This window comes from Pseudoalteromonas sp. T1lg21, assembly GCF_002964625.1.
Taxonomy (GTDB): Bacteria; Pseudomonadota; Gammaproteobacteria; order Enterobacterales; family Alteromonadaceae; genus Pseudoalteromonas; species Pseudoalteromonas gelatinilytica.
The window spans coordinates 79,094-97,576 of record NZ_PQBX01000041.1 but is presented as its reverse complement, the minus strand read 5'-3'; the positions used below and the strand labels follow the sequence as shown (position 1 = coordinate 97,576).

16 protein-coding genes and 1 pseudogene are annotated in these 18,483 nt (G+C 42.1%); 8 read left to right on the top strand and 9 right to left on the bottom strand.

Translation table 11 applies throughout. From position 1 onward, the window contains the following. Window positions 1–1,173 (bottom strand): efflux RND transporter periplasmic adaptor subunit, encoded by a 1,173-nt coding sequence (locus C2M25_RS09665; RefSeq protein WP_105181005.1) that lies wholly within the window; start codon window positions 1,171–1,173, stop codon window positions 1–3. A 265-nt stretch (window positions 1,174–1,438) separates the two neighbouring features. Between C2M25_RS09665 and C2M25_RS09660 the strand changes: the two genes are divergently transcribed. Continuing rightward, on the top strand, window positions 1,439–3,949 hold the full coding sequence (locus tag C2M25_RS09660; protein ID WP_105181004.1) for a zinc-dependent metalloprotease: 2,511 nt from the start codon (window positions 1,439–1,441) through the stop codon (window positions 3,947–3,949). 50 nt (window positions 3,950–3,999) lie between these two features. Here C2M25_RS09660 and C2M25_RS09655 read toward each other — a convergent pair whose 3' ends face one another. The 3 genes from C2M25_RS09655 to C2M25_RS09645 form a co-directional block, all read right to left on the bottom strand. After that, a complete protein-coding gene (locus C2M25_RS09655) occupies window positions 4,000–4,482 on the bottom strand; it encodes a pilin (RefSeq protein WP_063700909.1) in 483 nt (160 codons plus the stop codon). Further along, window positions 4,479–5,300 carry a hypothetical protein gene (locus C2M25_RS09650; protein ID WP_063700907.1) on the bottom strand — a complete coding sequence of 274 codons (822 nt, stop codon included), beginning with the start codon at window positions 5,298–5,300 and terminating at the stop codon, window positions 4,479–4,481. The genes C2M25_RS09655 and C2M25_RS09650 overlap by 4 nt, the downstream gene beginning before the upstream one ends. Window positions 5,301–5,375: 75 nt before the next feature. Then, window positions 5,376–5,990, bottom strand: coding sequence for a PQ-loop domain-containing transporter (locus C2M25_RS09645; RefSeq protein WP_105173880.1), 615 nt, complete (start codon window positions 5,988–5,990; stop codon window positions 5,376–5,378). A gap of 271 nt (window positions 5,991–6,261) precedes the next feature. On the opposite strand from C2M25_RS09645, the gene C2M25_RS09640 reads away from it, so the two are divergent. Next, entirely contained in the window at window positions 6,262–7,401 is a 1,140-nt protein-coding gene (locus C2M25_RS09640; protein ID WP_105181003.1) for a tetratricopeptide repeat protein, read from the top strand. A gap of 1 nt (window position 7,402) precedes the next feature. Here C2M25_RS09640 and C2M25_RS09635 read toward each other — a convergent pair whose 3' ends face one another. The 5 genes from C2M25_RS09635 to C2M25_RS09615 form a co-directional block, all read right to left on the bottom strand. Continuing rightward, window positions 7,403–10,225 carry a TolB family protein gene (locus C2M25_RS09635; RefSeq protein ID WP_105181002.1) on the bottom strand — a complete coding sequence of 941 codons (2,823 nt, stop codon included), beginning with the start codon at window positions 10,223–10,225 and terminating at the stop codon, window positions 7,403–7,405. Window positions 10,226–10,310: 85 nt separating this feature from the next. After that, entirely contained in the window at window positions 10,311–10,553 is a 243-nt protein-coding gene (locus tag C2M25_RS09630) for a hypothetical protein (protein ID WP_105181001.1), read from the bottom strand. Window positions 10,554–10,632: 79 nt separating this feature from the next. Then, window positions 10,633–12,165 (bottom strand): PH domain-containing protein, encoded by a 1,533-nt coding sequence (locus tag C2M25_RS09625; RefSeq protein WP_234003557.1) that lies wholly within the window; start codon window positions 12,163–12,165, stop codon window positions 10,633–10,635. Beyond that, complete coding sequence (locus C2M25_RS09620) at window positions 12,158–12,691, bottom strand: PH domain-containing protein (protein WP_105181000.1); 534 nt, start codon at window positions 12,689–12,691, stop codon at window positions 12,158–12,160. The genes C2M25_RS09625 and C2M25_RS09620 overlap by 8 nt, the downstream gene beginning before the upstream one ends. 61 nt (window positions 12,692–12,752) lie before the next feature. Continuing rightward, the gene (locus C2M25_RS09615) at window positions 12,753–13,604 is read right to left on the bottom strand and encodes a D-hexose-6-phosphate mutarotase (RefSeq protein ID WP_105173877.1); all 852 of its coding nucleotides are present in this window, start codon (window positions 13,602–13,604) and stop codon (window positions 12,753–12,755) included. A 329-nt stretch (window positions 13,605–13,933) separates the two neighbouring features. Between C2M25_RS09615 and C2M25_RS09610 the strand changes: the two genes are divergently transcribed. From C2M25_RS09610 to C2M25_RS09585, 6 genes and pseudogenes are all read left to right on the top strand, one after another. After that, window positions 13,934–14,416, top strand: coding sequence for a MarR family winged helix-turn-helix transcriptional regulator (locus tag C2M25_RS09610; protein WP_063700897.1), 483 nt, complete (start codon window positions 13,934–13,936; stop codon window positions 14,414–14,416). Window positions 14,417–14,523: 107 nt separating this feature from the next. After that, window positions 14,524–15,843, top strand: a complete 1,320-nt coding sequence (locus C2M25_RS09605; protein ID WP_105180999.1) for a porin — start codon at window positions 14,524–14,526, stop codon at window positions 15,841–15,843. A 338-nt stretch (window positions 15,844–16,181) separates the two neighbouring features. Beyond that, complete coding sequence (locus C2M25_RS09600; protein WP_105180998.1) at window positions 16,182–16,760, top strand: biliverdin-producing heme oxygenase; 579 nt, start codon at window positions 16,182–16,184, stop codon at window positions 16,758–16,760. After that, a pseudogene (locus tag C2M25_RS09595) lies at window positions 16,760–17,149 on the top strand (YbaN family protein); the annotation flags it as partial. The gene C2M25_RS09600 and the pseudogene C2M25_RS09595, both read left to right, overlap by 1 nt. A 197-nt stretch (window positions 17,150–17,346) precedes the next feature. Further along, window positions 17,347–17,979 carry a PepSY-associated TM helix domain-containing protein gene (locus C2M25_RS09590; RefSeq protein ID WP_105180996.1) on the top strand — a complete coding sequence of 211 codons (633 nt, stop codon included), beginning with the start codon at window positions 17,347–17,349 and terminating at the stop codon, window positions 17,977–17,979. Beyond that, window positions 17,979–18,479, top strand: a complete 501-nt coding sequence (locus C2M25_RS09585; protein WP_105173870.1) for a DUF2271 domain-containing protein — start codon at window positions 17,979–17,981, stop codon at window positions 18,477–18,479. Before C2M25_RS09590 ends, C2M25_RS09585 begins: the two co-directional genes overlap by 1 nt. The last annotated feature ends 4 nt before the right edge of the window (window positions 18,480–18,483 follow it).

The following is an 18,483-nucleotide window of genomic DNA, read 5'->3' as shown; positions in this document are numbered from 1 at the left end:
TTACAGCTTATCAACCGCTGCAGTTTCTGCATCGCTTGTCATTTCTTTCATACCAGCAATCTTTACTTCCATGCCCTCTTGCGGATACTCAGGTAAAGTAAGTACTAGCTGGTCATTCACTTCAAGGCCATCACTTACATAGAAGAATTCGCCTTCTTCACGCACAACAGTTACTTTACGTGGCTCAAGTTTATTTTCGCCGTTCACAATCCATACTGTTTGGTTATTCACTAAAGACTGCGGTAAACGATAGATGTTTTGTAATGTCGCACCTGCAAAGTTCACTTGTACATAAGCACCAAATTTAATTGGTTGTACGTCGTGCTTTAAGCCGTATGGGTCATCAACACGAACCACTAAGTTGCTCATACGCGTTGCGTTATCAACAACGCCTAGGTCACGGTCAATTTCAGCTTCACGAGTAAAACTGTTTAAGCCTTTATTGATAATGGTTGCTTTAACGCCTTTTAAGCGTTTTGGTAAAAATACACTGTCAAAGCCAGCGATTGGCACGATGATCTCAGCACTTTCAATATTGTTAATTTCAGCAACTTGGCTACCCACATTGATGTATTGACCGACACCAATTTCACGGCTGATCACCAGTGCATCATAAGGCGCTCTGACTTCACAACGAGCAAGGTCACGCTCGGCACGTTTTAATGCAGCCTGCGCTGATTTAACAGCCGCTTGCGCGCTTAAAACTTGAGGTTTACGTAGGAATAAGTCAGTGCGTTCACGCTCTGGGTAGCGTCTTGCTTCATCCTGTGCCACTTTAGCTTGGGCTTGCTCTTCAATCAGTGCCGCTTGTGCACTTGCAAGCGACGCTTCAGCTTGTAGTACAGCCGCTTCGTAGTTATCTTTTTCGATGGTAAATAACACTTCGCCACGGGCTACGATGCCACCCGCAACAAAGTTTGGATGCCAGCTAGTTACTTCACCAGCCACTTGTGAGGCAATCAAAGTACTTTCTAGCGGTTTAACTTCACCGTAACTGTTAATAATCACTTGATGATCATCGCTTGCTACCGGCTCAACCTGTACCAAAGGACGCACATCAACTACATCCTTGTCTTTAGGCTCTTGAGCAATAGCGTTGATTGCCTTAAAACCAGCAATACCAACGATTAATGCAACAAATGGTAAGATCCATTTTAATAAACTTGTGCGCATAACTTACACCTATAATATTTTCACTGGCCCTATCATACCAAAGCTGACAGAAACATTAATGTGACATTTGTAAGGAACTGTTACAAAAACAGTTAAATTGGTAATACAAAGCAAAAATTCCACCTAAGAACAATTTGTTACAAACAAAAAACACCTAATATCAAAAGCTTACACTCTCCCTTTCACACTTGTTAACAAACACTCTTTTATCAAAGGGTTAATTCATTAAACTTGATTGAGAAATAATTAAAGGAACGAGTTAACAATGAAAATAACAAACATTGCGCTGGCACTAAGCCTAGCGTTTGCCATGAATGGCCACGCCGCCGAAGCGAAAAAAGAAGAAAAGAAGCCAAAAACACTGGCTGAAATGATCAAAGATAAAAGCGAGTTTGCCGGTGTTTTCAGTATTTACCAAGATGCGAAAACGGGCGACAACTTAATGGTGATCGACCAATCTCAACTCGATACGCCGTTTGTGTATTTTGCTCACACCGTTGATGGTGTTACTGATGCAGGTCACTTCAGAGGGGCATACCGCGAGACAAAGCTAATTGAATTCCGTAAATATTTTGACCGCATTGATATTATTAGCAAAACGCCGCGCTATAAATTTGATGAAAACTCAGCCTTAGCACGCTCTGCCGATGCCAACATTAGCGAAGCTGTCCTTGCGAGTATCAAAATCGAAAAAGAAGAAGACGGCAAAATTGCCTTTAATGTTGATAAGCTATTTTTGAGTGAAGCACTGCATAAAGTCTCACCTTGGGCGAACCCAAAAGATAAAGATGCCAGCAAACGCTTTAAACTTGGTAAATTAGACGACAAAAAGTCGCGTATCATTAAACAGCGCCCTTACCCAAATAACCTAGATGTTGTGGTTGATTATGTATTCAATAATGCCAACCCAACTGTACGAGGCTCTGGTGCCGTAAGCGACCCGCGTAATGTTTCAATTAAAGTCCAACATTCATTCGTTGCGTTACCAAAAAATGATTATCAAGCTCGTCAAGATGACGCGCGTATTGGCTATTTTACTAACGAATTCGACAATATGACATCAGCAGACTGGGCACCTTATGAAGATGTCATCAAACGCTGGGACTTGCAAAAGAAAGACCCATCAGCTGCACTTTCGGAGCCTGTTAAACCGATCACTTGGTGGATTGAAAATACCACGCCTGTTGAGTGGCGAGACACCATTCGTGATGCCGTGCTGGCATGGAATAGCTCATTTGAAAAAGCGGGCTTTAAAAATGCCATCGAAGTAAAAGTACAACCTGATGACGCAAATTGGGATGCGGGCGATATTAACTACAACGTATTACGTTGGACTGCATCACCACGCCCACCATTTGGTGGTTACGGCCCAGCCCTTGCTAACCCGTTGACTGGTGAGATCTTAGGCTCTGACATCATGTTAGAGTATGTTTTCATGAAAAACCGTTGGATGTACGACACCTTATACACGCAAGGTGCAGCAACACTTCAAAGCAGCCCAAGCACCTCAGAACTGCATTGTTCACTGGGTCACAGTATTCAAGAAAACATGTTACTTGCTAAAGGCTTAGGCACAGGTGCGAGCATTGAAGACAAAGAGATTTTACGCCAAGGTTTAACTCAGCTGGTGTTACACGAAGTAGGTCATACCCTTGGTCTTAACCACAATATGAAGTCGTCTATTTTGTGGGATGAAAAAGAAGTTCACGATAAGAGTAAAACACAAGGTATCGTAACGGGTTCTGTTATGGATTATGCACCAGCAAACATTGCCCCTATTGGCATGCAGCAAGGTGATATTTTCCAAACCAAACCTGGCCCTTACGATGATTGGGCGATTGAATACGGCTACAGCCAAGCATTAGCTGATAAAGCGGCTGAGCAACAACGCCTTGAGAAAATTCTCGCTCGCTCATCAGAGCACGGTTTAGCGTTTGGTAATGATGCTGATGACATGCGTGCCCCTGGTCGTCATATCGACCCTCGCGTGATGATTGGCGATATGTCATCGAATCCTGCCGCATATGCTGATGATCGTATGGCACTTATCAATAAGTTATTTACTGAACTTAAAGACAAAGCCACTGTGAATGGCGAGTCATACCAACAACTTGTTACCTCAGCGAACATTCTATTTGGTAGCTACAGAACACAAGCCAGCGTAGTATCTCGTCAAATTGGCGGTGTTTATGTAGAGCGTAATGCTGTAGGCGATGATAAAAATGGCATGCCATTTACGCCAGTGCCACTTGAACGCCAGCAACATGCAATGCAAATTTTAGCCGACAAAGTATTCTCGCCAAATGTACTTTCGAGCATGCAGCCACTTTATAACTACCTGCTACAGCAACGTCGTGGTTTTAATCATTACGGTAAGAACGAAGACCCTAAACCACATGGCATGATTTTAGGCATGCAAAAGCTAGTACTTGCTCAATTATTACACCCGGCTGTCATGCTGCGTATTTCAGACAGCGCAATGTATGGTAATGAGTATTCACTTAACCAATTTATGAATGACTTAACAGCAAGCATTTTTGTAGACAGCAAAAAGGCAAATACCTTAAGTCACAACCTACAAATTGAATATGTGAATCAGCTAATCGCGATTGCTGGTTTAGGCAAAGCGAGTAAGCACGACAACCTAGCCAAAGCAGCTGCGCTTTATCAGTTAAATCAAATTGCTGATATGAGCGTGCCTTGGGGTGCAGACACCGCAGCTAAAGCGCATAAGCAATATATCGATCGCTTAATTAGTAAAGCCCTCGAAGCTTAAGCTTAGCAACACAAAAAAGGCTGCCACTTAGCAGCCTTTTGTTTTTAAAGTTAACGTCTATCAATACACGACGAAGGTAATATGTCTTTTGGCACAGTCGTTTTATTCTCACCAACCGCTTGCATACCCGTTACAGGTTTATCAAACCCACAAAGCCAAGCGATAGGGCTTGTAGGGCTTCCGACAACAACCGCAGGGCGAAAAGTTAATACTGTATTTTGCAAAGGCATCGATACCTTATTACCCAAACTAATATGAATCGCTCCGTCTTCAACAGTGATCCCCGTAACCCGATTACCAATTAAAAACTTACTTGCAGGGACACCTGCTTGCTCATTGTTTTTTGGAAAGCGGCCGTGCTCCAAATAAAAGGTTGTAACGTCTTCTCGAATGGTTGACGCCATAGCTAAGGGATCCGCTAGTTCACTGCGCTGAATATATTGACTGTATTGTGGTAATGCAACAGAAGCTAAAATGCCGATGATGGCGACTACAACCATTAACTCAATCAGCGTAAATCCTTTATTTTTCACACTATCTCTCCCATTAAGAATAGAGGCTCATATGCTCCCATTAAGAAATGGGCAATTAATATCACCAATAAAATACTAAATATAGTGATGAGTCTGTTGGTATGCGCGGTGATATCGCCGCGTAAGCTTTCAAGCTTATTGACTACAAGGAGCTCTAGCTCTTCGGCAATATCCAAGCCATTACTTTGACATGTTTTTAAATGAGATAACTCACGAGTATCGTTCTGTAGTGTTCCATACAATGGAAACTCAATTAGAGCGACTAAAGCGTCATAATTGTGCCTAATTTGTTTGGGGATTATTAGCCCTAATTGGGCTGATGAAGCATTCAGTAAAGTCAGATTTGCAAACTGTCGAAGTGCATTTACAGTAAATATAATAACCATCAAGAACAAGCCGAGCGCAATACTTGCTACCAGCCAGAACCTAGCTAAATTAGCCATGTGCTCTGTAACTTGCACATCAAATTGGCTAAACACATTTGAGAATGAAGGAATAACAAATTGCTGATAAATAAAGTTAACGAGGATGAAAACTGAGAAAAGTACACCCAGATAAAGCAACTTGGTTTTATAGTCGAAAGAGTGCTCTTTTAGTGTTGATGATAACGCTGCATAACTTAACGCTAACCTTTGCTGCTGTTCACCTTCAGCTTCTTTAAGGTCATTTGCAAGCTTAGTGGCTAATGGACTATTTTTTTGTCCATCATTATAAATTTCTAAGTGTTGCGGGGCACTAAGCGCTTCTTGCTGTGCTTTATTTAGGCCACTTATTGGCGATAATAATCGACATAAATAGCCTAATTGATTCCAATTCATATCTTATCCTTTCGATAGCGATAAGATAATGTGCCATAAAGCAACGAGTTAATAAACGGAATATTACTTAGGCATTTAAGCCATTGCTGGGCGTGATTTATAATACTGAATACATCCTAGTTGCGCGGCATTGGTCAGTAATATCATCACAAAGGTTAGTATGTGAGACACACTCGGTGTCGCCATAGCAAGCTCGGCAGCGAGGCCGCAGCTTCCAGCAACAAACTGTAGGCTAAAGTAGCGCGCACTTAAATTACTAATATCACCACTTTTAATGGTTTTATAAGTCTGCGGCATAACACGAATAGAGCTCATGACTAACCCCACATAGGTTAACCAATTAAGCACTGTTGCCGTTTCATAATAAGGGTTCAGCAACAAACTAAAAGGCACGAATGACATGGCTAATAACCCGGCTAGTTGCATACGTTGCTTTCGCTCAGCATTGTAACGAACAAAGTAATAAAGGATCACACCACTTAGCATGCCAGTAACAACGAACGGCAAAACCATGTAAAAGCGCTGAAAGAACAAGTTATAGGTGATGAAATACACACTTTGCGCGACCCCAAAGCTCATCATTAACAGCGACACGCCCGACACACTGCGATTTTTACGGATCTTATTTAAAAGCGGATAAAAGCTAAACGCTAAAATAAAGCATGAAATAATCGGCAAAAAGTGCGCCAAAACAGACCTCTCTCGTTACAATTTAGTTAATAAGTTAGCAGTTTATAAACCACCTATAAAACTAGAGTAAACCCATGTTTTTTAAGAAATTTAAAAGAGCGCGGCATTGTAATGAGAGCGTTTTAGAATGCAATAAAGAATAAAAAACAAACAACAGTCTATTGGCAAGATAACCATACAGGGTGTTTACAATCCATGACACTCATTAGCTGCTTGAATAGTCTCTGCGATCTGGGTACATTGAGTAATTAGTGTTCAGGAGGGTAATGCTATGAAGTCGATTTTATATGCGCTTGTTTTGAGTGCTTTTTTAGTTGGATGTAAAAGTACAAAACAACAACCAACGCCACCACCGAGTGTAGCCAGCTTACTCAACACCACACATTTTAAACACGTTGAACTTAGCGACCCTGAACTCTTTACACTCCCTGCAGATGAGCAACAGCGTTTTCTTGATTATTTTACCGCGCGTCAAGGCGCTGATTTAAGAGACGACCAAATCCTGTATAGCTACTTAGAAAGTAAACTCACTAACTTTAATTACTTTAGCGCTACGCTCAATGCCCAGCAGACTCTTCAAGGTCATCAGGGTAACTGTATCAGTTTAGCAATCTTAACCCATGCCTATGCCCAACTAGCAGGACTTAAAACCAGCTTTCAAGCAGTGTCGAGTGAACCGGTTTACAGTAAACAAAGTAACATCGTGTATGTGTCAGGCCATTTTCGCACCAAAGTCTACGCGCCTTTAAATGAGGACGGTAATTACTTGGTTCCACCAGGTACAGTCATCGATTACTTTCCAGCACGTGGCAGTTTTTACTCTGGTCGAGCTGAACTAAAAGACTTGATCAGCCGTTATTATAGTAACTTGGCCGCAAAAGCGCTGGCCTTGAAAGAATTCGATTTAAGCTACAGCTATATCTTAAAAGCCAATGAATACACCCCAAATGCGGCATCACTTTATAATTTAGCCGCCGTATTACATCGCCAAGCGGGTGATTTAGCAGGGGCAAAACATATTTATCAAACAGCAATGCAGCATGGCTTTAAAGATACTAATTTACTACATAATTACGCAGTATTGGCCGAGCAACTGAATGATCAGGTTTTGGCAGAGCAGCTCAATTCAGAATTGGCGATGCTTGAGCAAGATCCGTTCGAGTTACTGGCAACGGCAATTAACGCCCGTAACAATGGCCAACTTTACAAGGCGAAACAACAGCTCGAAGATGCCATTGCATTAGCCCCTTATTTATCTGAACCCTATATCGAATTAGCGATTATTAGTTATCAGCAAGGAAATGAAAAAAGCACTAAGGAGTGGCTAGAAAAAGCCATTGAGATAGAAAATAAAGACGAAAAACTGGCGCTATATCACGCCAAGCTTTTCGCCTTAACTGATCAACACTAGGCTATAACGAGTAATAGAAGCTTAGCCAAGCCCGTAAATCATTTTCGAAGTCGTCGCCTTCTACCCGGGCGACGCCAAAATCAATATTTACATCGTTCAAACCAGCGGGCCCCATACCAAAGCTAAAGTCACCTTGCCACTTGAGACCATAACTTTGTGCATAGACTCGGTTATCAACTTGATGTTGCTGGTAATAAAGCCAAGGTAATGAATCTTTGTAACTAATGCCCCCGCCATACCCTTTATAGCGGTTACCTGCTTGACTAATAAACGGCAGCTCAGGAGCAACAACAAAGCCACTTTGCGTGTCATTATTAATTAAGTTTGACTCATAACCGCCAAGCGCAAGGGTACTGTCATCGCGATATTGCTGTGAAAAATTAACATAAACAGGAATATCAAAAGCATAACCGCTCAATACGGTGGCAAAGTTATAGCCCTGCCAATTATTCGAGTTGGCATCACCGGATAGCCACTGGGCACTCACAGACTGAGCAAAACCGTATCGCTGTCTATCATGTTGCCATTTTTGTTCAAGTCCAAGGGTTAACCATTGATCATCCCCCTTACTAAAATCACTGTAGTTATAGCTCAAACTCGGTGTAATACTAAGCTGCTGAAACTGCAACGGGTAGCTCATGGCTAGATGCGCCCCAGTGTTACTTATTTTCACCGGTATTTGTGAATGGTACTGTTTTGCCGATTCAAAGTCGTAATCAAATAACAGCGCTTTAAATTTTAAATCAAACGCTGAGTACTTAGCGGCCGCGAACACCCCTTCCAATGCTTTGTCATGTAAATCAGCACTGTAGCCTGCTTGTAAATCGAGCTGCTTTAAAAAGTCGTTACTTTTTACTCCAAGGGTAAGCAGCGAAGATGATGCCGAATAATACTGAGATGCCAGCGAAAAGGTGGGTTTTTGCTGCCAAATATCATAATCGGCTGGCTCAGTTGGGCTTTGCGGGTAGATTTTTGCCTCAGGTAATACTTCGCTCGTTACTTGCCCTCGTGGTGGCGCTGCACTTTTAGCAAATTCAACAACCTCTAACCCTTGTGGTTGCTCAGCAAAATGCTTGATATTCGGCCCTTCAGCAGTGATCGATAAATACAAAAGTTCACCATTATTCATTGCCATTGGGTGTGCAATAGCTTCTTGGCCTTGCGTTAATTGGCGTAGTGAACTGCTTTGTAGATCATAATGATATAAAGCGAGAGCTTTATTTTTACCCGCGACAAAATATAGCCCTTTGCCATCTGCTTGCCAATTAGGTTGTGACACATACTGATAGCCCTCAGGCATAGGCACAGCTATTGATTGCTGAGAATTCACATCTTGTATATACAACTGCCAATTGGCATTCAATGTCGCTTTTAAATAAGCAAGTTGAGCTTTATTAGGGCTTAGTAATGGATAGTCATAAACCGTTTCTAGGCTTTTCTCAAACAAAGACGTAGCGACACCCGTATTGAGGTCAAGACGTACCAACTCAGAGAAGCCATGCTTAGTTTGCTCAGCATAAACAGTTTGCCCGTTATCAGTGATACTAAAGCGGCGCAGCCCTGCATGATGCGTCAAAGCACTCACTTCACCTGTATCAATATCATAGCGATATAGATCTGAAATACCTTGAATGGAGCCTTTAGCAACGGTTGTGGTGGCGGTGAAAAACAGTGTATTTTCGTCTAACCACTGCGGGTTTTTTATACCTTGCCTATTAATTTGCTGAAGCACATGTTTTTGTTTACGTTTAAAAACACTGGGGGCTTTATCAACTATATCGACGGGATCATCATCAAGTAACGCTTGTTGCTGCTTTGCAAAATCATCGGCAGCCTGTTGATTATCATCCGTGCTATAAATGACTAAACGGGTTTCGTCATCTTTGTTGCGCTCAACAATAGCAAGTTTACTGTTATCTAAACTTAAAACAGGGTTCGAGGCGTATAAATCAAGTTCTAACCAAAGCTTACTTGTGAGTGCTTGCTCACTTACCTCTTTAGCCATTGCTTTGTAGGTATATTCGGCAATAAAACGACGATAGAGTCGCTCAGGTGAGTCGCCAAATACCCCGCTAAAGGCCTCATCAAAATCACGTGCTTTAACCGCTTGCATACGTGTCCAAACTGCATCTAGAGTTTGCGCGGAATAGTTCTCTTCTAGCCATGCTAGAAAGCGAGAACCCATTAAGTACGCCATTGAGCCAGCTAAAAAGCCCCCTTCTGTACTACTCAATTGGCTATACCGTGGCAATGCACCTTGCTGTGCAAATTCAACCAATATTGCCTCTGAAAGGTTATCGTATAAACGGCCTCGGCCTGTCATTTTCGACTCAAGCAGCGTTGCATATCCTTCGGCAGCCCAGCGCGGCATCTCGCCATCAACTAAATCATAGATATCCCAACTATTGCGAATAGCCTGACGCACGTCGCTTCGAGTAGGCTGAGCAAGATGCACCAAATGAATATATTCGTGCAAAATTAATAACTGCTGCCAACCATCGGTGTTAGAAATCACCGTGTCGGATTGTGGAGGCGTGGTAAACAAACCCATTAGAGGCTTGTTAGTCACCGGCAAAGCAAAGCCATTAGAGGCGTTAAACGGGTCGAAAACCAGAACATCGACCACTTCATCAAGAGCACGGTTTTGCTGTTTTAGTACCTTATCGCGAACAATTTCAAGCTCTGTCGCCGCTGAGCGGGCCCATTGCTGATTCTCAGTGCTAAAATGCACATTAAAGTGTTCGGTATGAATAGTTTGCCAAGTCTCTTGGCTTGAAGCGTGGCCAGCGGCAAGAAGTGCCGCAGTTAACAGGGCTTTTTTCATCACAATCCTTGATTAGCATGTTGCTTAATTTAAGAATTAGTATGCGATGCTTTTTTAAAAGCCTGAAGTTAAAAAGTGTAAGAAATTACTCCAGTCTGATCGGTCGTACTAAACCGAGTAATTGATAAATAATAAAAATAGTCACAGCAAACATTAGGCTGCTTCTTAATGCACCGAGTCCCGCGATGACTAAAGCTGCGGTTACGAGTAACGCGATTGCAGTCACAGCGACACTCACACACAAGCCCTTACACTCCTGCTGCGAACGTGCATAACACAATAAGGCAACAACACCCGAAATAGCTAAAATAGGTAGTAAATAAATCATTGCGCACCCGTGGTTATTGACGTTGCGCTAGTATACCTCAATATTAAAACGAATCAATGATATTGAGAATTATTTCCATTTAAAACCAATTCCGCTCAACGCCTTCTATTTCATATAGGGCGAAATCAGCAAGCTGCTCAGCCAGTTCCGCTTTTAAGTAAGGCATTGATACAGAGCCAGAAGCTAGTTGTATATACAAGCTTTTGAGCTGTGAACGACGCATTAAATAAGTGCTTATTGTGGTGACACTTTGCGCTTTATAGATTTCAAAAACACGATACTGCACACCCAGCATGCCAGTCTTAAATACGGCAAAAAAACGGCCGTCATGTTGATACAAAGCTACACCCGTTTTTTGATAATTCAAAAACACACCGATCATCAAAACTAAGCCCACGACAATGCTCCACAGCATCGTAGCTGCATCAAATAAGGCATTGAAAATTAAAGCAGAAAATACAGTAGGTAGGATTACATATAAAAACGTATTTTTATAAAGTAAAGCTCGCTCAGGCTTAATAAAGTTAAGCTCTGTTAAATCAACAAACCATGGAAATAACCAGCCACACACGGCTTGTACTTGCTCTTTAGTGATTACTGGCATCACTAACGTTTGTTTATTTTTATGAGCCGCAACCCCAGCAGCCACACCGCCACTGCTCACTTGCGGGCAAATTAAGGTATAGCGATTAAGGAGCCGAGCAATAATATTTTGTTTGATTTGCACACTTTGAATTTTCGACACACTTATCGATAATTGCTGGCGCTCAAATAAACCTGCCACACGCTTAAACTTATCGTCTTGAAAATACAGTTGAAAGTTAAAAAAGCGCACCAAAGCCATAACAACTGAAAGTAAAATGGCACATAAAACAATAGCAACAACCATGATTAAAACAGCGATTGCAGCGGCACTACCAACGAACGCGGCTTGCTCAATCAGCATTGCCTCTAGGCGGTTTATGATGGTTTTTTCGAGGTACTCAAAAATCATATTCATAAATGGGGCAAGCGCGGCCAATGCCAATATTGCCATGTTCGACATCAAGCCAAATTTAGCAATTTCAGCATTGCTGATCGTTAAGGTTTGCAGCGTGTCTGTTGCTTCGCTTTGCTCAATAGACGGCTGCTCTTGCTGTTGTAACTGAGCCTTAAACGCCATAACTTGTTCGCGCACTTGCTCGGCATAACTAAGCTTTACACCTGGGATCACCGCTTCTTGAGCACTACTACCGGCGGCATCGAAAATACAATTAACCAAATTAACCGGCTGAAAATAAAAAGGTTCGGCTATGTTGACGTTCTGTACTCGAGCAAATTTAAGGGTTAGCCGCTCTTTTTTGAATACCCCTTTATTGAGCAGTATTTCGTGACCATCTGTTATGCAGTATTTAAAATTACGATAATAAGCAAAGGCGTACAGCACTAAAACTAACGAGGCTACAGCAGCGGCTATTTGCCCCCAAAACAGCTTTTGCTCCACTTGCGTGACGAATAACACCAAAATTGGCAGTAAATTAAGCAGCCCATCTTTTATAAAGCGCAGTGCAAAGTGCACAATAAAATACAGTAGCGCCCATGGCGATACCCGTTGCCATTGTTGATCACTCATCGGCAAGCTCATTTTCTGGAATGAGTGCATTATCACCATAACTTTGCACGAACAGGCGGACATCATTGCATTGCTCGTCAGTTAAGCCGCTGATATGTAGATCTGCACTCATGCCACCCGCACTGTAAAGTCTGAGTGTCGCAAGTCCTAACTTTCGCTCAATTGGACCGCGATGAATTTCGGTGTGTTGCACGCGAGAAATAGGCAATAAGGTGGTTTGTTGCCAAATTAAACCCCGCTTAAACGCAATATCATGCTCTCTCACTGCAACGCCTTTGGCACGTACACTGTAGAGGTTGTAGATCATCGACAGTATTACCAACAACGGCAAAACCAGCAGCCAAGGTGTGGCAATAGCTTGGCTAACGGCAGGATTAAAGTGCCGAACAGCAATAATCACGGCCATTAGAGGTACATAAAACAACAACCAATTTAGTTGTACATGCCATATCACATTATCTGCAAGTGGTTGGAATTGAATCGTTTGATGCTTTGGAAGGGTTTCTATTTGTTGATTACTAAACACGGTAATTCCTTGTAAAGGCCAGCGGTGCCGGCCTTACGTGCTAACACTAAGTCGTTATAAATTATACCCAGCGTAACTTTGTTGCAAGTGTATGGCTTGCTCCAGGTGCAAGTTCAACACTATCATCAAGGACATTAGCCGCTTCTAAACACAGCATGACGTGGTATTCGTCATCAGCAAAATTAGAAAGGCGTTTTGACTTATCAATCCATGGATTCCAAAGAACACACGAAGTTGAATTTTCACGGCCTACTTCAATAATGCCATCAGGTGTAATGATACGTTGAGTGTCTTTTGCTTCGGTGTAAACCATGTCTGTTTCACGTGCGAACGACACTAACTCATTTTGCTCAAAAGGACCTTCAGCAAATTCAATGTATTTCGCGCCTTGCAGACCATCTACTTTTGTTTCTTCAATGGCTGGCGTTGGGAAATAGGTGTGCAGTGCTTGAGTGAACTGTACAGTTTGGTTATCTAAGTTTGTGGTTGTTAAACGTAGTTCTAAACCAGAGGTTAAAATGAATTCTGCTAACAGCTTAGTTTTATAAGGCCAATATTTTTCATCAACTTGCGTCATCGGCAATGACAAGCTGATATAAATCGAATCGTCTTGTTCTTTCACTTCTTCTGCGCGCCATAAACTTGTGCGAGCAACACCATGAGCTGGCCAGCCTTCATGTTGACTTACCCCGAACCATGGCCAACAAATCGGAATACCACCTCGCACACCTTTGCCTTCTTGGTAATCTTCTAATTCTGAGACCCATAATAATGGCTTTTTATCGGTTGGCGTGAACTCAGTGATCTGCGCACCTTGCAGAAAAATAGTTGCGCTACAAAACTCACTGGCAACTTTAATAAATTCAAGCCCGGTTTCACTTTGCTCAATCGTAACAGATGGCGATAACTTCATAATTCGTCCCATTTAATGAAAGAAAAATCCACCTTACCCAATGCAGTGGCTTTTAGTAAATAATATTTAGTTATTTGTATTAATTGTTTTACTACAAAGTGATGGTGTCACCTCGTAGTAGCATTTTAAGTGTTAACAACAATTACTCCATCTAATTTTTAAATTTTAGCTTTTAATTTCTACTCTAACTAACTTAAGAACAGAACAACACCCACTATGGCCGGAAATTATAAGCCACATAGTTATTATTTATTTGAACTCAATTTATTAGATGTGTAATATTTTGCGATTGCGGTTGTTCCACACCGCCTTTTTTAAGAGACATCAACATGCAAAAGTATGACGAGCTATTAGTATCGCTGCGCAAAGTGATCAGAGCTATCGACCTTCATTCAAAACAGCTCAACAAAACCTCGGGCTTAACAGGTCCACAACTGCTCATTATGAATGAAGTTGCACAAACCGATGGCATTACCGCCAGTCGCATTGCACAAAATGTAAACTTAAGTCCTGCGACGGTGACCAATATCTTAGATCGAATCGAAAGCCGCGAACTTGTGACTAGAGTGCGTAGCCAGCTTGATAAGCGTCGCGTTAGTTTGCACCTCACTGAGCGGGGTAAACAATTACTCGAACAGGCACCTCAACCGCTACAAGAGCACTTCATTGAAAAGTTCTCTGCACTTGAAGAATGGGAGCAAAGTTTACTGCTGTCCTCTATGCAACGAATTGCTGCCATGATGGACGCAGATCAACTTGATGCGTCACCGTTACTTGAAGTCGGTGCAATCACCAAGACCTTTGAACCATAGAAAAAATTAAAACTGATTGATTAATATTAAATTTCTTTGACTACCCTTGGGTTCACCATGAATATCATCTATGCTAGTTAGTACCCATTCCAAACTAGCGATAATTCATGCTTAAACTATCAAAGTTAGCCCTCGCAATAGCCTTGGGCACAACTTCAAGTCTTAGTCAGGCATCTGAAATTGATGACCTTCAAAAGCAGCTGCAATTACTGAAACAGCAAATGCAGCAACTGCAAACCAAACTTGATGCTGCAGAGAAAAAATCTCAGCAACAAGCCGAGAAACAAGCGCAAATTGATGCCCAAGTTGCTAAGCAACAAAAGCAACTTGAGCAACAAACTGCAGCTGTTGAAGCACCCAAGAAAGAGTCCGGAATTAAAATCGGAGGTGCTGTCCGTACTAATTACAGTTATACATCCTATGACGATGGTAATAAAAATCGCGGTGGTGACTTCGATTTTGACATCTTTAGGTTAAATTTTGCGGGCGATGTTGGTGATGTGCAGCTCAACGCTGAAATTCGTTTTTTCGATTACATGACTGCAGTTAAATATGCTTATGCCGCCTATGATTTTGCCGAATACTGGCAAGTACAGGCAGGTATTACCAAAGTGCCTTTTGGTAACTGGCCATATAATTCGCACAACTACTTCTTTGGCACCACTTACTATGTTGGCCTTGAAGATGATCATGATCTAGGTGTGCTATTTAAACGAAAAATTGCCGATAACTGGCAACTTGACCTTGGCTTTTTCAAAAACGATGAGCTCGGTGGCGTAGATGGTTATGTGGATGACAGAAGCGACCGCTATTCTTATGACGTTGTAGGTTTCCGCTCAGCTGATGAGGGCATTTATGCCGAACCAACTAATGCCATTGGAGAATACAACACCTTCTCTGGTCGTTATGGCTATCACTTTGAACATGACGGCGGTACCACCGAACTCGGTGTATCTGCGTTATCAGGTGGCTTGCATGATGGCGAAGATAAAGCTGGCGATTACTACGCCTGGGCTGTGCACTTAAATAGCACAATAGGTGCATGGAATTTCCAACTACAGCACGGCGAGTATAACTACGATATCGACAACGTTGATCGTATGGCTGTAGGTGCTTATGCGTTTTACGACAGTATTGCCGCAGAAGCGACCATGACTAATGCCAATATTGCTTACAGCCTCCCTGTAGAGTGGGGCCCGGTAACTAACCTGCAATTTTACAATGACTACGGCATTATTTATGACAAGTCAGATGATAGTGCTGATACTTGGATGAATGTAACCGGTGTATCGGTTGCTGCAGGCGGTTTATTCACTTACTTTGATTTTGTACAAGCGAAAAACCAACCATTTGTTGGGGGTTCAGTTGCTGGCGACAGTGACGACACCGAGACCCGCTTCAATATCAACATAGGGTATTATTTCTAATACACTTATTTTTAAAGCAAGGAGTTGCCTCCTTGCTTTTCTTTACTCGAAAACTCACAACAATCTCACGCCTTACTTTATTCTTGTTGATTTCATTCATCACTCCCTAATAGCCCTCAATACTAACGAGCAGGTCCAACCTGTACCCTTAGTGAAAACATTTTCTAGCAATAGAAATGAAAATCATTATTATACACTCCCATTCTGAGCCGAGTTTGTTGATAAAAACTGCATAGCAGCTTTATCAAACTATCACTTAGGAAGTATGGGTATTCACCCTATGACAACATCAACTACCCCGTGCATTTACTTTATAGACGTTGCTGAGGACCCTATTCATGCCAATACTCGAGCTACTTTCTCGAGCTGAAAAGCTAAAACAAGCGATAGTAAACATCTCAAAAGAGATTGATCATCATTTATTAGCGCTATCACCCACTACTGATTTAGATAACTATAAAAAATTTCTAACCTTACAGTACAGTTATCAAGTCGAGGTAGAGAACCTTTATCAACACGTTGATTTACATAAATATGTTGATAATTTATTTGATCGTACACGACTCCCCCTCATCGAGCAGGACTTAAACGATTTAAAACACCCTCTGCCAAATCGCACGCTGCAACCACGCTGTTTTCAACACACCGACTTTGCCTATGCACTTGGCTGGCTATATGTTATTGAAGGGTCGCAATTTTCAGCGACAACATTAGGCAAACAAGTTGAAGCTGAGCTAAAGTTAAATAACCAACGTGGTGCTCGTTATCTAGCTAAAGCCAGTGAATGTAATAAGGGCTGTCAACTAAGCCATCTTATTGATAACCTTGAACTCAGTGATGAGCAACAGGCCACCTTGATAGAGGGTGCTGAGCAAGCACGACAACGATTTAAGTTTTATCAGGCTCAATTTTATTGATGAATGTAAGAGCGGTATTTACCGCCTATAAAAATGGCTGCTATCAATTACTCGGGTTATTGATGGTGGGTTTAGGTATCATAGGTATTGCACTGCCTGTGATGCCGACGACTATCTTTTTTATCTTGGCATTGGCCTGTTTCACCCGCTCATCGCCCAAGCTGTCTGCGTGGTTGCTCAACCATCCTAGATACGGCCAGCCTCTGAGGTTCTGGCAAGAGCATAAGGTTGTACCTACCCGAGCCAAGTTCTTAGCGGGTTTTGGGATGGCAATCGGGTATGTTTTTTTACTGCAAAGTGCCGCGCCAATTTGGGTGATGTATCTTGTGGCAGTGATTGAGTTAAGCGTGTTAGCGTATTTAATTAATCGCCCTTCTGCACCAAATAAACCAACCCTTATTCAAGTTAATTTAACCACGCAGATGCGCTTAATGTTGCTTGCTTGTTTAGTCAGTTCACAACTCGCAGTAATGGCGTATCTCGCTTTTCATTTCTAGCACAAAGAAATGTAAAGAACGTAAACTCGCTTGTTATCGTTAATACAAATCATTATCATATTTGTATCTTTAACGGAATAAACCGCATTATGTTCTCATTTAACAAGCGCAACTTTTACAGCGTTAGCCGTGCATTACACATTTATTTTTCAACGGCCCTGTTCTTTTTACTTATTTTATTTTGTGTCAGCGGCATCATTCTTAACCACGTTAGTTGGCTCGAAAATGATAAACATAATGGTCAAAACCAACAGCTTGTTTCTGCTGCGCTATTCGAAAAAGCACAAGCAAACCTCGACACGTTACCAAACCTTTATCCTGAAATAGAGCAGTACATGCAGCAGCAATTTTCACTCAGTAATGTGAAAAGTATTGAGTGGGAAAAAGAAGATGCCTTGGTAATGCTCGACTACCCACTTCCGGCAGGCTTTGCCTATGCAGAAATCGATTTTCAAACCGGTGAACTGAATATTGATTATCAAACAGGGGGCTTTATGAGTCTGATTGGCGACTTGCACAAAGGCCGCCATACAGGAGAAGCATGGAGCTGGGTCATTGATATTTCAGCTTTTTTGATGATTCTGTTTGCCATCACCGGATTAATTATTCTCTTTCAAAACCGTAAAAAACGTGCCGCAGGTCTTTGGTTAACCCTCCTCGGAGTTGCCACGCCTTTGGTCATTTATCTAGTTTGGGTGCCTCAACTTAAAGGAGTATCTTAATGAAACAAGCCCACTTACTCGTTGCTCTACTAATTAGCTGTTTATTCAGCCCTCTGAGCTTTGCAAAAGACGCCAACCTCACTGTTGAGTTCACTTTACCTGAACTAGATGTTTCCCCATATCATCGCCCTTATGTGGCGCTATGGCTAGAAACACCTGAGCGTAAACACGTTACTACGATTGCACTTTGGGTTGAGAAAGCAGAGTGGTTTAAAGACTTACGTCAGTGGTGGCGAAAAGCCGGTCGTAGCAACGACAACTTTGATGGTGTTACAGGTGCAACAAAACGCCCTGGTACTTACACCATTGAGTGGCAAGGTAAAGATTTAAAGGGCAACCCAGTTAAACCTGGCAGCTACCTACTTAATGTTGAAGTTGTACGTGAAGAAGGTGGTCGAGATTACACCCGCGTTGAAATCGACTTAACGAAAGACGGCAAAGTCACTATTAAAGGCGAAAAAGAGTTCGCGACTAGCTTTGTTACCATTACCAGTCATTAAGGAC

What these genes read in the sequence shown, in the direction of transcription:
- C2M25_RS09665 (WP_105181005.1), bottom strand. Translation starts at nt 1,173, where the DNA reads ATGCGCACAAGTTTATTAAAATGGATCTTACCATTTGTTGCATTAATC.
- C2M25_RS09660 (WP_105181004.1), top strand. Translation starts at nt 1,439, where the DNA reads ATGAAAATAACAAACATTGCGCTGGCACTAAGCCTAGCGTTTGCCATG.
- C2M25_RS09650 (WP_063700907.1), bottom strand. Translation starts at nt 5,300, where the DNA reads ATGAATTGGAATCAATTAGGCTATTTATGTCGATTATTATCGCCAATA.
- C2M25_RS09640 (WP_105181003.1), top strand. Translation starts at nt 6,262, where the DNA reads ATGAAGTCGATTTTATATGCGCTTGTTTTGAGTGCTTTTTTAGTTGGA.
- C2M25_RS09635 (WP_105181002.1), bottom strand. Translation starts at nt 10,225, where the DNA reads ATGAAAAAAGCCCTGTTAACTGCGGCACTTCTTGCCGCTGGCCACGCT.
- C2M25_RS09630 (WP_105181001.1), bottom strand. Translation starts at nt 10,553, where the DNA reads ATGATTTATTTACTACCTATTTTAGCTATTTCGGGTGTTGTTGCCTTA.
- C2M25_RS09625 (WP_234003557.1), bottom strand. Translation starts at nt 12,165, where the DNA reads ATGAGTGATCAACAATGGCAACGGGTATCGCCATGGGCGCTACTGTAT.
- C2M25_RS09615 (WP_105173877.1), bottom strand. Translation starts at nt 13,604, where the DNA reads ATGAAGTTATCGCCATCTGTTACGATTGAGCAAAGTGAAACCGGGCTT.
- C2M25_RS09610 (WP_063700897.1), top strand. Translation starts at nt 13,934, where the DNA reads ATGCAAAAGTATGACGAGCTATTAGTATCGCTGCGCAAAGTGATCAGA.
- C2M25_RS09605 (WP_105180999.1), top strand. Translation starts at nt 14,524, where the DNA reads ATGCTTAAACTATCAAAGTTAGCCCTCGCAATAGCCTTGGGCACAACT.
- C2M25_RS09600 (WP_105180998.1), top strand. Translation starts at nt 16,182, where the DNA reads ATGCCAATACTCGAGCTACTTTCTCGAGCTGAAAAGCTAAAACAAGCG.
- C2M25_RS09590 (WP_105180996.1), top strand. Translation starts at nt 17,347, where the DNA reads ATGTTCTCATTTAACAAGCGCAACTTTTACAGCGTTAGCCGTGCATTA.
- C2M25_RS09585 (WP_105173870.1), top strand. Translation starts at nt 17,979, where the DNA reads ATGAAACAAGCCCACTTACTCGTTGCTCTACTAATTAGCTGTTTATTC.